The sequence below is a fragment of the Pseudomonas sp. TWI929 genome, from assembly GCF_039673335.1.
Classification (GTDB): Bacteria; Pseudomonadota; Gammaproteobacteria; order Pseudomonadales; family Pseudomonadaceae; genus Aquipseudomonas.
In genome coordinates, this window is the sequence record NZ_JBDJLK010000075.1 from 14,547 (window position 1) to 27,471 (window position 12,925).

Consider the following 12,925-nt stretch of genomic DNA (forward strand, 5'->3'; position numbering starts at 1 on the left):
CACTGCCACCTAATTGACGTTCACCTACCGTCTTTCATTTCCAACCCCAGTATTTATGGGGCTGAAGGAGCGTTTGAACTAAGCAAGGCGCGTTCCCCGCACGGCAAAATAGTTTTTACAGGCGTGGTCGTTAAAAAAGTCAATACCTAAGGATTGCTTTTTTTCGGCAATCGTGTAGAGTGAGCGCCCTACCCAGTAGGTAGACATACATTCGGAAGCCTCCACGCGACCACCAAGAAATTGGTGCCTTGCAAGGGGGCTTTTTAACGCCTGCGTTTTACCAAACCAAACCGGCACAACCTGAGAGGAATGCCTATGCGATTAACTTGAAAAGGAGACCAATCCGATGATGTACCCGCTCGCCTCGAATTCACCCAGCACTACCGAATCCCGCCCCTCTACTAGCCTGCTGCCGCCAGCAGAGCTGGAAGCATTGAATGCAAGATTTTCAGCCAACGCCGATCAGTGGCTGGCAGACAACGCACCGATAAGCAAAATCAAGGCCGAACGTAAGCCCAAGGGCAATCGTGGGCGTAAGCCCAAGATGATTTTGAATCCCTTCTATGGGTTCATCGGCCCCCAAACCTATTGGGCGCCCTATCCTGAGTTCGCTATGGACATCATTGAAGGGGTAGCACGCTTGGATTGGTACGGAGAGCGAGAGCAACAGTTGCCACTGTCTGTAGCCAAGATTAACTACATTCTGGGAGCTCTCCCTGTCATCACCAACGAAGCAGTAGAAGATTTGCTGCAACTGGGCGAACGACAAGCGAGGCGCTACGTCAAGGCAGTTGAGTTGTGCATTGAATGGATGAAGAAGAGTCGCCCTCAGTTCCTCATCAGCGAGATGGACGGCATCGATTTTGAGCCTAAAGCCTGCGAGTGGGAAGATTGTAATGATGCGTGCCACCCTAGCCCGGAAGAGCTCGCCAAGCTGCACTACGATCTTCGTACCTTGACCGAGTTCAAGACGGCGGAAGAGTACGAAGCAGACTATCCGCCTCAGCCGGACACAGCTGCTATCGTAACCTTCCCAAATCGCTATACACCCCAACAGCGGCAGCAACACCCAAAGAAACCAGAGGTGTTGGAGCTGCTGGCACAAGGTCGGGGGGTCAACTCCATCGAGCGGGAAACGGGCGTATCGGCAAAGACCATCCGTAGGTGGCGTGACGAAGTACGGGCTGCACAGGTAGGACTGAAAGCCGCGTGAGCGACTTCTCCGCCGAAGGGGGGAGTAATACGGTCGCATTTATTATAGAGGCGATTCAATGCGGAGCATTGGGCGTAACACCATCGATAAATTTTACACCGGGACAACAAACAACAAAGTTGTCCCAAATGAAAATATCTATCATTGTTAGCTGACGCTGACGGCCAATCGTACCAGTCCAACCAACCAATAACATGGTTGGACAACAAGAATGCGAGCAGCTACCAGAGCTACGCTCTGATCGTGCAAAGCTCAATCCTGCGGATCGGATATTGTGCACAGGAACAGCGTCAGCTGTGGATAGAACGGATTAGTAGGTTTTGGGGGTGTTGGTTTTCACCCCCTCTACACCGTTAGGTGTCCACGATCCTGACCTACGGTCATCTACAGTGCAACCAGCGGAAAGCTTGCCGCTTTCGGTGCGGAGCAATTGGTTTCACCTCATTAGGTGAAAGCTACTTCATGAGCAGGAACAATCCCACAGTCACTGCAATAACTGTGAGGACGAAAATCTGGTCGTTTCTACGTTTGCTGGCTGCTTCGTCAGCCGCTACACGTTGATAGGTTTCAACATCGCTCAAACCCTGCACCTTGTAATCCAGCACATGGCTCATCTGCTTCTGTATCCGTGCATTGTGCTTGCTGTTACTACCTGCAACCAGCAGCCAGACGATCAACCACAGGCCGAACGTTGGTATGCAGAGCAGCAGGTGTAGCACGTGGCTGGTGGTCTTCTTCTGGCTAGTCAATACGAAGAGCTTTTCGTTCATAGTTGATCCGTCCTGACATGATTGCGCTTGCCCACCGATAGGTGGAGATTGACCTAATGTATCACTTGGTGTGTCATCAGTCAGTGTGTTCACGATCAGAGTGCGTCAAACCATCATGCGGGGATGCAGACAAACCAACACCTACGAAAAGCTTTTGGCCAAAGAATCCGCGAACTACGCAGCAGCCAAGGCTTCAGCCAAGAGGCATTCGCTGACAAATGCGGCTTTGTCCGCACCTACATGTCCCGCATCGAGACAGGCACAGCTAACCCCAGCCTTGAAGCGGCCAAGGTGCTTGCTGACGGCCTGAGCATGTCCCTTTCCGAGCTTCTTGAGGGTCTGTAGCCAGTCAGATCGACGCTACACTCAGGCTCGACCCCTCATAGGACTACTACATGGACGACCGTATCTCAGTCACTGCTGACACGCTGGAGCTGCTGCACCTCAACCAGACTGCCCTACGTGCTGGCCTTGAAGAACTCTCGCTTTGGATCAAGCAGCGGGGATCAACCAACGTGCACGACAATGTGCTCGGCATCCTGCAAACCTTGGACACAAACGCCCAAGCAATCGCCTCAGGGATCGATTCGCTCCGTTCCTGAGCTTTAGAACACCGCAAATTAAACTGCACGAGGCATCCACAACCATGCCCGGAAAACCGCAGCATTCACTGGCAAGCGGAATTACCACAAACTTCGGTTACTACCCAGTACGCTGCGATCTGGAGACTGAAAGGTTTTCCATCCTGACCCTACCAGATCACGAGGAAACCGTATCCTTAATCGCCGAAGATGAGAATGTCATCGACGGCTGGCTCTACCCGGGACCACAGCAGCGATTGAACTTCGTGAGCGGAATTGTCCGATCAATGCCCTATAGCAGCCGCGTCTTCGGACTGCCTAAAACTCATGCCTTGACCCTCCATAGAAACAAGGACCAACACGACCTCGACTTCATAGTCTGGTGCCTATCCTTGTTTACTGGCATGCGTCTGACAACTACAGAGGCGGGCTTTCTTGATGCGACTCCCGTTAAGCCGCACAAACTCGTTGACTTCGTCCTTAACCGCCGCATCCTAATCGAAGCTGTGCATTTGGCACTCGATTTCCTAGAACAGGAACGCGATGCTCCTCGTGCACCCAAGAGAATCGCCGCAGTCATCCACGCTTTGTTCTTGGCCCAGTACCCACAGAGCCTTCCTTTTGAACGGTTTCAATACCTCTACATGGCATTAGATGGTTGTTTCAAGCTTCTCGAAGTCAAGGAAAAGACCAACCTACGCGTGCCTCATGCACGGCGAATCCAATGGATGTGTGAAAAATTCTACATCCCCATACCCAAATGGGCAGAAAGCAAAGCAGGTGCTTCGCCCCTATCAATCGCCCGTAACGATGCCATCCACGAAGCCCTATTCTTCGATGAACCTTTAGGGTTCTCGATTTACGGTGGTAACAAGCCTGACGGAGATCTCACAAACGTCACACTGCAAATGAAGGCGTTGGTATGTCGACTTCTGGTCGCCATTCTCGGAGGGGCTGATACCACATACGTCAAATCCCCAGTTAACACCAGAATGATACAAAGCCTTGAGTTGTCAGATCGAATCACCTAACGCCGGAAGGATACCGTGGAGGTGAGTTCATTTGGGTATAGATCAGCGAGTACAGGCAAACGGCACCACACGAGTGTACCGAATAACTCGATAGACAACCCTAACGAGCACAGTTAAAATCGGTACATCAAAAACGGTACAAGGCACCAGCCATCATGTTCATCCGTGCATACCTTCGAGCTTCCACAGACGCCCAAGACGCCAGCCGTGCCAAAGGCGCCCTGATTCAGTTCGCTGCTGAAAACGGTCATAAGATCGCTGCTTTCTACACTGAGAACGAATCGGGGACCAAGCTCCACCGACCAGAACTGTTTCGTTTGCTGGACGATAGCCATGATGGCGATGTATTACTGATTGAACAGGTGGACAGGTTATCCCGCTTGTCTCCTGATGACTGGGCGAGCCTGAAAGCCATCATCGCAGCGAAGAAGGTCACCGTAGTGTCTCTCGACTTGGCTACAAGTCATGCCGCATTGAAGCCGACCCAAGGTCAAGACGACTTCACCAAGGGAATGATCAACGCTGTGAACGGGATGTTGCTCGATATGCTCGCTGTGGTTGCACGCAAGGACTATGAAGATCGCCGCCGCCGTCAGGCTGAGGGCATCGAGAATGCCAAGGCCAGAGATGTTTACAAGGGCAGACAGGTCGATCAGGCACTTCATAACCGCATCAAAGAATGCCTCGATGCAGGCAAGAGTCTCCGCAAGACTGCTGAGATTGTGGGCTGTGCAGTATCTACGGTGCAACGCGTGAAGGCAGCGTAACAGCTCAGGCGCCAGCCATGCCTTTGTACTCAGATCAGGGGCGACGAAACAGAACCACCCCAACGTATTCCCAAATCAAGAACGGTTCCTATTGGCTAATTCGCGCTTGGCTTATCACCTCTCGCAAAAATTTGCGATCCCGAATCACCACCGTCATTCTCCATACGCCTCGTGAGACCAATTGAAGTTCACATGAGAACTTTCAACTCATCGACTGACAACGGTGGATTACGGCGATGAATCATCGCATGGCAGTTTGGACAAAGGGGGATGAGGTCTTTGATTGGATCAACCTCATAAGACTCACCGATTTCACTCACTGGCACGATGTGATGTACGTGAATAAAGCCCCTACCGAGCTCCCCAAACCTTTCACCAAAGTCAAACCCACACACACAGCAGATGACACCATGATGCCGTATGCATTTCTCGCGAGCATTTCGATCTCGCTCGTAACGGTTCACTAAAACCTGCACCCTTTGGCCTTCGGTGTACTGTGCACCGACAGCGTATTCATCCGTGAATACTGGAGCCCCGGCAATCTCATCAGAGCCAAAGACCCAATCAATTCTTACAGGGAATTCACTATCACGGTGAGGTACAGCATGACCAATACCGGCGAATGTAAAAGGAGCACGATCTTCGTCCCGGTAGAACACAAACACCCGATAGTCTCCGGAAACCAGATTACGAATTGCTTGCTGCTCGAAATTTGATCGATTCTTCCCGTGCCAGATCAGCTTCTCCCCATCCCAGCGATTGGGGTAGTCATGCCCCGTGCGACCGGGCATACCAACATTGCAGAAGACATAATAGTCATTTCGATGGCGATGGTAGCCGTTTAGCCAATCACCACCCTGCTCCGCCTTAGGAACATCGAGGAGCTCGTATAAGTCACGCCTTGTGTACTGCAAACCAACCGTATACATACCTTCCCTCACCATCAACCAGCCGTGGCGCACTTTCTCGCACACCCTCCGGCTGCACTCTGATGCAGCAGCGTACACGCTACATCCAGACGCCTTCAAAGGGCATGATTGGCAATGACCAAGAAGCCCCCACCATGCAGCACACAGATGAGTTCCCATCTCAGCGCTTTTTCGATCCCCTTTGGCCAATGCGACCTGATCACACTAACCAAACGCCACTGCTAAAATATCCTTTGTTCTTTTGTAGAGACGCATCGCTTTTGCATCCTCTGTCAGCAGCCCATCAAAGAATGTGGCGTAGGTAATAAAATGAGAGTCCACCATATCATTACGTATCTTATGATCCTTTGCAGTTTTGGCCCCGCCAATAGCAGCCCACTCAAGGGCTAGAAGGTAGCAGCACAGGGAGTTGCGGAAAATGAACGTATTGTGCAACTCTTTGAATACCGGCACTCGCGGGGATCGTGGATGGTTTCTGAACAATGTCATGGAGACATGCATAACTGCCTTGATCAATGTATCTACCATCTTTTCAGTAAAACGCTCGCCATCTCGTATCTTTCGGCGCTCTTCTCTGTCGAAGTCGATTGCTAGGCTATCAAAGATTTGTGCTAAATCCGCTGCATCAGCCAGCATTCTGTGTAGCTGCCCACTTGCGTCCACAGCCATCTTTCGGATTTCCTCTATCAAAGGACCATGTCCGCGTTCTGCCTCATTGAGCTTGCGGATATAGTCAGGAAAACCAGAAGTCTGACCATTGTGGATCAAGCGCCTTTGCAGCCCGGCAGCTCTGCCGCTGAGTTGACAGATCAGCTGTGTGTTTCGAAGGACAATCACTTGCTCAGGGTAGTCCCCCAGTATCCTCATGGCATTGCAGATACTCTTTACCGGATCGCCTTGAAGGGCTTCCATTGCTGAGTAGTCTGTCAGCACCGCCCGATTTGAGGTCGAGGCTTCAAGGAATGTCCTCAGCCGAGGACTTTGAAGCTGGTTGCTATCCACTACCATGCGCATTTTGTATCTCCAAGTGGCTTGCTGGCATCATCCCCCTCACCGTCGAGAATGTCATGCTACGCCGCTCAAGGCGTAGTGGGTGAATCGGTCGCTGAATGTTAGAACAAGAAAGGGCTTCGCACCCCGCGTGGTAGTGAGTTCAACGCTACAGCAGTCCGCTGCTTGATGCTTTCTCTTAACGTATCGTTCTAAAAAAATAGACTTATATAGCCAAGAGTTATTTATGATTTAATCAGCTTTACAGAAGTCGGCCTTCCAAATGGGTTAAGCCGATTTGCTGGTTTTCTGGCCAATCGTGCCAGCCTCGCAACCCTGCCATACATTATTTTTCAGGCTGAATTTTGAGTTCACATCAAAAGTGCACTTTTCGTTCGGCAGAAAATTGAATTTCATCTAAAAACATCTCACCTGACCATCTGACAATTGCCGCACTCGCCTCGCAATGGCAAAATGCCCCATCAGATCGTGCAAGAGATGGTAGTGGTGAAAAATTACATTGCAGTTGCGAGTCTGTTAGCTTTCGCTTTTTCGGGTAGTGTTGTCGCTGCAAAAGCGACCCCAAAGCCGGAAAGCAAGCCAGCTGATGATGCTCAGTATAAGAAAATTCTGAGTGACGGTTACTTTTCCAAAAGTCAGTGCGATACTTACATTGTGAAGCTTGCCCTGCCCGAACAGGGAGTAATAAAGTCGGCCTCCAGAGCACTTCTTGTAGAAGACAGTTTGGTGTACATAACAGGCAACAACTCTACATCCACAGTTACAGGCGATTTCGTGGGTGTATTTCCCGCATCCGGCCTAACACCAAACCCAGCACTGTTAAAGGCCCATAAAAAGCTCGGAACTGGGAATGGCTACATCGCCAGATACACAAGCGATACCTTTTCCGAGCAGAAAGTTAAAGATGCCCTAACCGCTAGAAATGCAGTGCAAGGCAACTATGCCAAGAAATCCGAGCAGCGCGAAGGGGTTAATGACTACCTCTTCTGTAAGGTTGCTGAAAACGTTTTAGGTAAAGGTGAAGATGCGAATACCTATAAAGATTACGTCGCTTATGCAAGCTTGAGGACCAAGGCTGCCGACGTAGGTTACTTCAATATCTCCGCCGACAGTTCTTACTATGGGAAATCTGTAAATACTGGCAACAAGTTCGCCGAGCCTAAGAAGTGGGATGGATCTCGCTTTTTCGTAATTCGTGCGGCATTCAAAAATCTTGACACAGAGTCCCGACTCCCTGTAGCTGGCAGCCTCTTTATCAATTATAACGGCAAGGACTATGAGTTTGATTCAGTAGAGCCTATCATGCTTGAGGGTTACAATATCTGGTTTAAGAAGATCAATCCTCTAATTACGATGAAAACCAAAATTGTGTATCGAATCCCTGATGAAATTCATGGCGAAGTATTCTGGCGTCCCGGTCGCAATCCTAGCGACACCAAACTATGGCTAGGATATATCAACGCCGCCAAGCAAAAATAAACTTATCAAATCAGACCACTACGAAAAGCCCGCCATAGAGCGGGCTTCATTTTACCGATAAGAAAGAATGAAGCCACTAATAGTCTGATGTAATTCTAACAGAATCAGCAGAACGCTAACCCACGCATTCCGTGACCTCCAGCCACATCAGCGACCATCGCTACGCTCTGGCTTGACCATGAATGTGGTGTTACTCCCGCTACGTGTGCGGCCTCCACTGTCTAAATAAGCTTCTTGTAAAAGTAGCTAGCCAGAGCACAAGTTGCCAGAAGGTAGGGGGCGACAAGATCAAGAGTTTCCCTCTGGGATACCCACGCATTTATCCGATACTTCCATTCAAGTGACATTAAAAACCAAAAGTCCTTGCGAGTCCATTTCTCGGTGAATTTCCGAAGGTCTATGAACTTCTTAAAATAGACCTCACCATACTCAGGATGCTCTTCTCTGGCCGGATAAGAAATGATTCGTTTGAAAATCCCTGCTTTTCTGTACTCTGGCTCAACTAACCCCGGCTCATCCCCGCCCCAAGCATCTACCGCCTTCCCTAATAGGCCCTGCACTTCCTCACTGTGATGATGGTAGTAGTAAACTCTTGGATCATCAATAAACTTGCTCGCCCACTGGGCAAATAGCAGTTCACGATAAACCTCTGAGTAGGCGTAGTAACGCAGCATGCTGTAGAAAATCCCGGCTATCAAGAGCCATTGCAGATTTTCGTGATTCGTAAATTCAATCTTGAAAATCAGGCTGCTAGCCTCTTTTATATCTGCACCGCTGACCACTATCGCGAACAGCAGCAAAGACAAATAGAACAGGCTTGCTCTTTTCTTTTTGAACCCCTCATCACCATCTATCGCTTTGCGAAATTCTTCCGTTTCCATGATATCATTTCATTCCTTAGCAAAGGAAACCTAACCACCCATCGCACCACAAAAAATCACACAAAATAGTGATCATTAAGTTCTGGATCACGATATATATTTGCTATAAGATCAGAGCGATGACACCGCCCCTCCATATAAATATGGTCAAGACTATCGACATCTATATTCCAGACACCATTAGACTCATCATAATTAGGAATACCAAATACATAAAGAAAAAATTGGTTCTCCGGACGTTTACTCACAACCTTAGCAACCGCCAAAAGCCGCTCTAACAGAGCTCGATAATATGCACGCGCTTGATTTACAGATTCAGAGACAGTATTTGCCAAAAGCCGAACAACAACAGGAGCCCCATGATGCGGAACCGAGAAGCATCGCCCAAACTTAAAATATATATACTTCTCGCAGGAATCTATACTGATTGCCAAGCCGCAATAGATAAAGCGCCTATAGACATCCGGGCTCTGGTTATCTACCGGAACGAAGGCGGACTTAATAGTACCCGAATTACCATCAATAACTAGCCCTCGACGAAGGGACCACCCACCATTTAAAAGCGTTTCAATAGAGTAGCACTTCGGATTAGCCACCCCCGAACCTTCACCAGACGGACGATTAGACACGTAACGAAGGTTTACTATGTCATCAGCAGGGAACTGCCATCTACGGACTGGAACTCCAAAATACCCTTTTCGACGCTTAGTTTCAAACACAATCTCCGTAGCATCTGCTATTAAAGATCTTTCGCGCCTTCCCCTTCCTAAGACATTGAGAGTTGGAACTGCATACTTAGGCTCAAATGAACAGCCCGGATAGTGCCCTTCAGTCCTCCGTGCCGTTTTGAAATAGTGATCGACCTTATAAGTTCTTCGCCCTAAATTCGCACAAACATACCTCGCCCTACAGGATGCGTCCAAGCATGCGAAATCGTCTTTCTTCGTAATTACGTTTTGGCGATAAAGCTCTACTACCTCTTTTGCAGTAACCTCTTTGTTGAGACTGATGCAGTACGCTCGATCCATGATCGCTCACCCCGAAGTATCCAACACTGACAGTCTGTCATTGCAAATGACTGCACACTGAAAATCAAGAATCACATTGCACAATTCTACATAATCAACTGCAACTTGCCATCCACCGAACGAACGCCTCAGAACGACGATACGAGCACAGCGTAACCTGCACCTAGGTAGGAGCAGCGACAGGGCGCAATCGACCCCTGATAGAGATAGGAACAAATAGGAGTTAGAATGGCGCCGATGGTGCACCACTCAGGTGTCCTACGGCACTGGTCCACTTCGAGATTTTTGAGATAGAAATCCTTGAGAATTCAAGGACTTACGTAATGGAGGCGGCCCCACCAGCCACACCCCGGCACTCGATGTTCCCGCTATGGCTGCTCCCTTCCGGGCCTGACCAGGTTAACGGGTAATCAATGCGGGGGGACCGATGGGGCCACCACTACATGCCTCGCTGAGCAGCGAGTGGCGCCATTGTACCGGTCTTGAGGGCAGATACAACCTCTGGGAGGAGAAAAAGTCATCATTTCTCAATGACTTGTCCGGGTTGGGGTGGCAGGACCGGCCTATTCGCGGGCGAACCCGCTCCTACAAGGGGAGCGGCGGCAGCAAGACCAGCGCAGGGCTTGTAGGAGCGGCCTTGTGTCGCGGTAGGGCCGCGAAGCGGCCCCGGCGATGCTGGTGGCGAGGCGTAGATAGTGGGGCCGCGCTGCGGCCCGATCGCGACACTAGGCCGCTCCTACAGAGGTCGCGCAAGCTTTTAGACGGTGATGCCCTGCTCGGCCAGGAAGACGACGAAGGCATCTTCGTCCAGCACTTTCACCCCCAACTCGCTAGCCTTGGCCAGCTTCGACCCCGCCCCCGGCCCGGCCACCACGCAGTGGGTCTTGCCAGAAACCGAGCCGGCCACCTTGGCCCCTAGGCTTTCCAGCTTGTCCTTGGCAATGTCGCGGCTCATACGCTCCAAGGTACCGGTCAGCACCCAGGTCTGGCCAGCCAGCGGCAAGCCTTCGGCAACCTTCTTCTCGCTGCTCCAGTGCATGCCGAACGCCAACAGCTGCGCTTCGATGTCCCGCGCCAGCTTCTGGTTCGCTTCATCCTTGAAGAACTCACGCACTGCATCAGCCTGCTTGGCTGCCAGGGCCTGGCGCAGGTCGATGCCGTCGGCGGCGATGATCTTGTCCAGGCTGTCGAGCTTGGCCACCAGCTTCTCGGCGCCGGTCGGGCCGACCGAGGCGATGTCGAGTTTGGCGATCATGCCGGCCAGGGTGGTACTGGCGGCAAATTCGGCAGCCAGCTCGCCTTCGTCCTGCAATTGCATACCGCTGTCGAGTAGCTGCTGGATCACCTTCTGGTTGTGCTCGTCTTCGAAGAAGTTGTGGATCTCGTAGGCGACTTCCAGGCCGATGTCCGGCAGGTAAGTCAGCACCTGCGGCAAAGCCTGCTGCACGCGCGCCAGGCTGCCCAGCGAGCGGGCCAGTACCTTGGCGGTCTCCTCGCCTACGTCCGGGATGCCCAAGGCGTAGATGAAGCGCGCCAGGCTCGGGCGCTTGCTGGCTTCAATGGCATCCAGCAGCTTCTGGGTAGACACCTCGGCGAAGCCTTCCAAGCCAACAACCTGCTCGAACTCCAGCTTGTACAGGTCGGCCGGCGAGCCGATCAGGCCTTCATCCACCAGCTGCTCGACGCTTTTTTCACCCAGCCCGTCGATGTCCATGGCGCGACGCGACACATAGTGAATGATCGCCTGCTTGAGCTGGGCGCCACAGGCCAGGCGGCCAACGCAGCGGTACACCGCGCCTTCGCTGGTGGTTTCCTTGCCTTTGCTGCGCTTGACCAGTTGGGTGCGCTCGACCTGCGAACCACACACTGGGCACTCGCTTGGCACCTCTACCGGGCGGGCATCTTCCGGACGACGCTCGAGCACCACCTGCATCACCTGCGGGATCACGTCACCGGCGCGGCGGATAATCACCGTGTCGCCAATGCGCAGGCCCAGGCGGGCGATTTCGTCCATGTTGTGCAGGGTGGCGTTGGACACGGTCACGCCAGCCACCTTGACCGGCTTCAGGCGCGCCACGGGCGTTACCGCGCCGGTGCGGCCAACCTGGAATTCGACGTCCAGCACCTCGGTCAGCTCTTCCATGGCCGGGAACTTGTGGGCAATCGCCCAGCGCGGCTCGCGGGCGCGGAAGCCCAGCTCGCGCTGGGCGGCCAGGCTGTTGACCTTGAACACCACACCGTCGATTTCATACGGCAGGCTGTTGCGCCGCTCGCCGATGTCGCGGTAGTAGGCCAGGCATTCTTCGATACCCGCCGCATGCTTGAGCTCGCGGCTGATCGGCAGGCCCCAGGCCTTGAGCTGCTCGAGGATGCCGATGTGGCTGTCGCCGATGCTTTCGGACACCTGGCCGACGCCATAGCAGCAGAACTCCAGCGGGCGGCTGGCGGTAATCTTCGAGTCCAGCTGGCGCAGGCTGCCGGCGGCGGCGTTGCGCGGGTTGGCGAAGGTCTTGCCGCCGGCTTCGGCCTGGGAAGCATTGAGCCGATCGAAACCAGCCTTGCTCATGTACACCTCGCCGCGCACCTCCAGCACCGCCGGCCAGCCCTCGCCTTGCAGCTTGAGCGGGATATTGCGCACGGTGCGCACGTTGGCGCTGATGTCTTCGCCGGTGGTGCCGTCGCCACGTGTGGCGCCCTGCACCAGTTGGCCGTCGCGGTACAGCAAGCTCACGGCCAGGCCATCCAGCTTGGGCTCACAGCTGTAGTCGACCGCGCCGGGCTGGTCGAGCCCGTCGACCACACGCCGGCCGAACTCGCGCAGGTCGGCTTCTTCGAAGGCGTTGCCCAGGCTGAGCATGGGCACTTCGTGGCGTACCTGGCTGAACGCGGCCAAAGCCGCGCCACCCACGCGTTGGGTGGGCGAGTCGGGGGTTACCAGGTGCGGATGTTCGGCTTCAAGCGCCTTGAGCTCGTTGAACAGGCGATCGTATTCGGCATCGGGCACGCTGGGCTCATCGAGCACGTAGTAGCGGTAGTTGTGCTGGTCGAGCTCGGCACGCAGTTCGTGGATACGGGTTTCGGCGGTCATGGGATTGTCTTCTCTTGCAAAGCAAAAGAGCAGCCTGGAGGTGGTGACTGGAGCCTGGATTTGTTATCGCCTGTTCCGGCCCTATCGCCGGCAAGCCAGCTCCCACAGGTACACCACAGGCCCGGAGGACAATGGTATGTCTGTGGG

The 12,925-nt window shown here is 52.8% G+C and carries 12 protein-coding genes and 1 other RNA gene; 6 read left to right on the forward strand and 7 right to left on the reverse strand.

The window, feature by feature from the left end:
* Nucleotides 1-346: 346 nt before the first annotated feature.
* Nucleotides 347-1,213 carry a helix-turn-helix domain-containing protein gene (locus tag ABE456_RS22790; protein ID WP_346645943.1) on the forward strand — a complete coding sequence of 289 codons (867 nt, stop codon included), beginning with the start codon at nt 347-349 and terminating at the stop codon, nt 1,211-1,213.
* Nucleotides 1,214-1,668: 455 nt separating this feature from the next.
* Here the strand turns inward: ABE456_RS22790 and ABE456_RS22795 are convergent, their stop codons facing one another.
* Nucleotides 1,669-1,983, reverse strand: a complete 315-nt coding sequence (locus ABE456_RS22795; RefSeq protein WP_346645944.1) for a hypothetical protein — start codon at nt 1,981-1,983, stop codon at nt 1,669-1,671.
* 123 nt (nt 1,984-2,106) lie between these two features.
* Here ABE456_RS22795 and ABE456_RS22800 point away from each other — a divergent pair, with 123 nt between their 5' ends.
* From ABE456_RS22800 to ABE456_RS22815, 4 genes are all read left to right on the forward strand, one after another.
* Complete coding sequence (locus tag ABE456_RS22800) at nt 2,107-2,328, forward strand: helix-turn-helix transcriptional regulator (protein ID WP_176685166.1); 222 nt, start codon at nt 2,107-2,109, stop codon at nt 2,326-2,328.
* Between the two features lie 50 nt (nt 2,329-2,378).
* Complete coding sequence (locus tag ABE456_RS22805; protein ID WP_103469872.1) at nt 2,379-2,585, forward strand: hypothetical protein; 207 nt, start codon at nt 2,379-2,381, stop codon at nt 2,583-2,585.
* A gap of 44 nt (nt 2,586-2,629) precedes the next feature.
* Nucleotides 2,630-3,595, forward strand: a complete 966-nt coding sequence (locus tag ABE456_RS22810; RefSeq protein WP_346645945.1) for a hypothetical protein — start codon at nt 2,630-2,632, stop codon at nt 3,593-3,595.
* A 155-nt stretch (nt 3,596-3,750) separates the two neighbouring features.
* A complete protein-coding gene (locus ABE456_RS22815) occupies nt 3,751-4,362 on the forward strand; it encodes a recombinase family protein (RefSeq protein WP_346645946.1) in 612 nt (203 codons plus the stop codon).
* A gap of 188 nt (nt 4,363-4,550) precedes the next feature.
* Here the strand turns inward: ABE456_RS22815 and ABE456_RS22820 are convergent, their stop codons facing one another.
* The gene (locus tag ABE456_RS22820; protein ID WP_346645947.1) at nt 4,551-5,324 is read right to left on the reverse strand and encodes an HNH endonuclease; all 774 of its coding nucleotides are present in this window, start codon (nt 5,322-5,324) and stop codon (nt 4,551-4,553) included.
* Between the two features lie 171 nt (nt 5,325-5,495).
* The gene (locus tag ABE456_RS22825; protein WP_346645948.1) at nt 5,496-6,305 is read right to left on the reverse strand and encodes a hypothetical protein; all 810 of its coding nucleotides are present in this window, start codon (nt 6,303-6,305) and stop codon (nt 5,496-5,498) included.
* A gap of 483 nt (nt 6,306-6,788) precedes the next feature.
* Here ABE456_RS22825 and ABE456_RS22830 point away from each other — a divergent pair, with 483 nt between their 5' ends.
* Complete coding sequence (locus tag ABE456_RS22830; protein WP_346645949.1) at nt 6,789-7,781, forward strand: hypothetical protein; 993 nt, start codon at nt 6,789-6,791, stop codon at nt 7,779-7,781.
* Nucleotides 7,782-8,002: 221 nt separating this feature from the next.
* Here ABE456_RS22830 and ABE456_RS22835 read toward each other — a convergent pair whose 3' ends face one another.
* From ABE456_RS22835 to ligA, 4 genes are all read right to left on the reverse strand, one after another.
* Entirely contained in the window at nt 8,003-8,662 is a 660-nt protein-coding gene (locus ABE456_RS22835; protein ID WP_346645950.1) for a hypothetical protein, read from the reverse strand.
* Between the two features lie 56 nt (nt 8,663-8,718).
* The gene (locus ABE456_RS22840) at nt 8,719-9,690 is read right to left on the reverse strand and encodes a hypothetical protein (protein ID WP_346645951.1); all 972 of its coding nucleotides are present in this window, start codon (nt 9,688-9,690) and stop codon (nt 8,719-8,721) included.
* Between the two features lie 333 nt (nt 9,691-10,023).
* Nucleotides 10,024-10,120: signal recognition particle sRNA small type (ffs, locus tag ABE456_RS22845), an RNA gene on the reverse strand.
* Between the two features lie 327 nt (nt 10,121-10,447).
* Nucleotides 10,448-12,778 carry an NAD-dependent DNA ligase LigA gene (gene ligA, locus ABE456_RS22850; RefSeq protein WP_346645952.1) on the reverse strand — a complete coding sequence of 777 codons (2,331 nt, stop codon included), beginning with the start codon at nt 12,776-12,778 and terminating at the stop codon, nt 10,448-10,450.
* Nucleotides 12,779-12,925 lie beyond the last annotated feature (147 nt).

Excerpts from the sequence above, each read along its gene's own strand:
- ABE456_RS22810 (WP_346645945.1), top strand. The coding sequence starts at position 2,630 with ATGCCCGGAAAACCGCAGCATTCACTGGCAAGCGGAATTACCACAAAC.
- ABE456_RS22815 (WP_346645946.1), top strand. The coding sequence starts at position 3,751 with ATGTTCATCCGTGCATACCTTCGAGCTTCCACAGACGCCCAAGACGCC.
- ABE456_RS22790 (WP_346645943.1), top strand. The coding sequence starts at position 347 with ATGATGTACCCGCTCGCCTCGAATTCACCCAGCACTACCGAATCCCGC.
- ABE456_RS22805 (WP_103469872.1), top strand. The coding sequence starts at position 2,379 with ATGGACGACCGTATCTCAGTCACTGCTGACACGCTGGAGCTGCTGCAC.
- ABE456_RS22800 (WP_176685166.1), top strand. The coding sequence starts at position 2,107 with ATGCAGACAAACCAACACCTACGAAAAGCTTTTGGCCAAAGAATCCGC.
- ABE456_RS22795 (WP_346645944.1), bottom strand. The coding sequence starts at position 1,983 with ATGAACGAAAAGCTCTTCGTATTGACTAGCCAGAAGAAGACCACCAGC.
- ABE456_RS22835 (WP_346645950.1), bottom strand. The coding sequence starts at position 8,662 with ATGGAAACGGAAGAATTTCGCAAAGCGATAGATGGTGATGAGGGGTTC.
- ABE456_RS22840 (WP_346645951.1), bottom strand. The coding sequence starts at position 9,690 with ATGGATCGAGCGTACTGCATCAGTCTCAACAAAGAGGTTACTGCAAAA.
- ligA (WP_346645952.1), bottom strand. The coding sequence starts at position 12,778 with ATGACCGCCGAAACCCGTATCCACGAACTGCGTGCCGAGCTCGACCAG.
- ABE456_RS22825 (WP_346645948.1), bottom strand. The coding sequence starts at position 6,305 with ATGCGCATGGTAGTGGATAGCAACCAGCTTCAAAGTCCTCGGCTGAGG.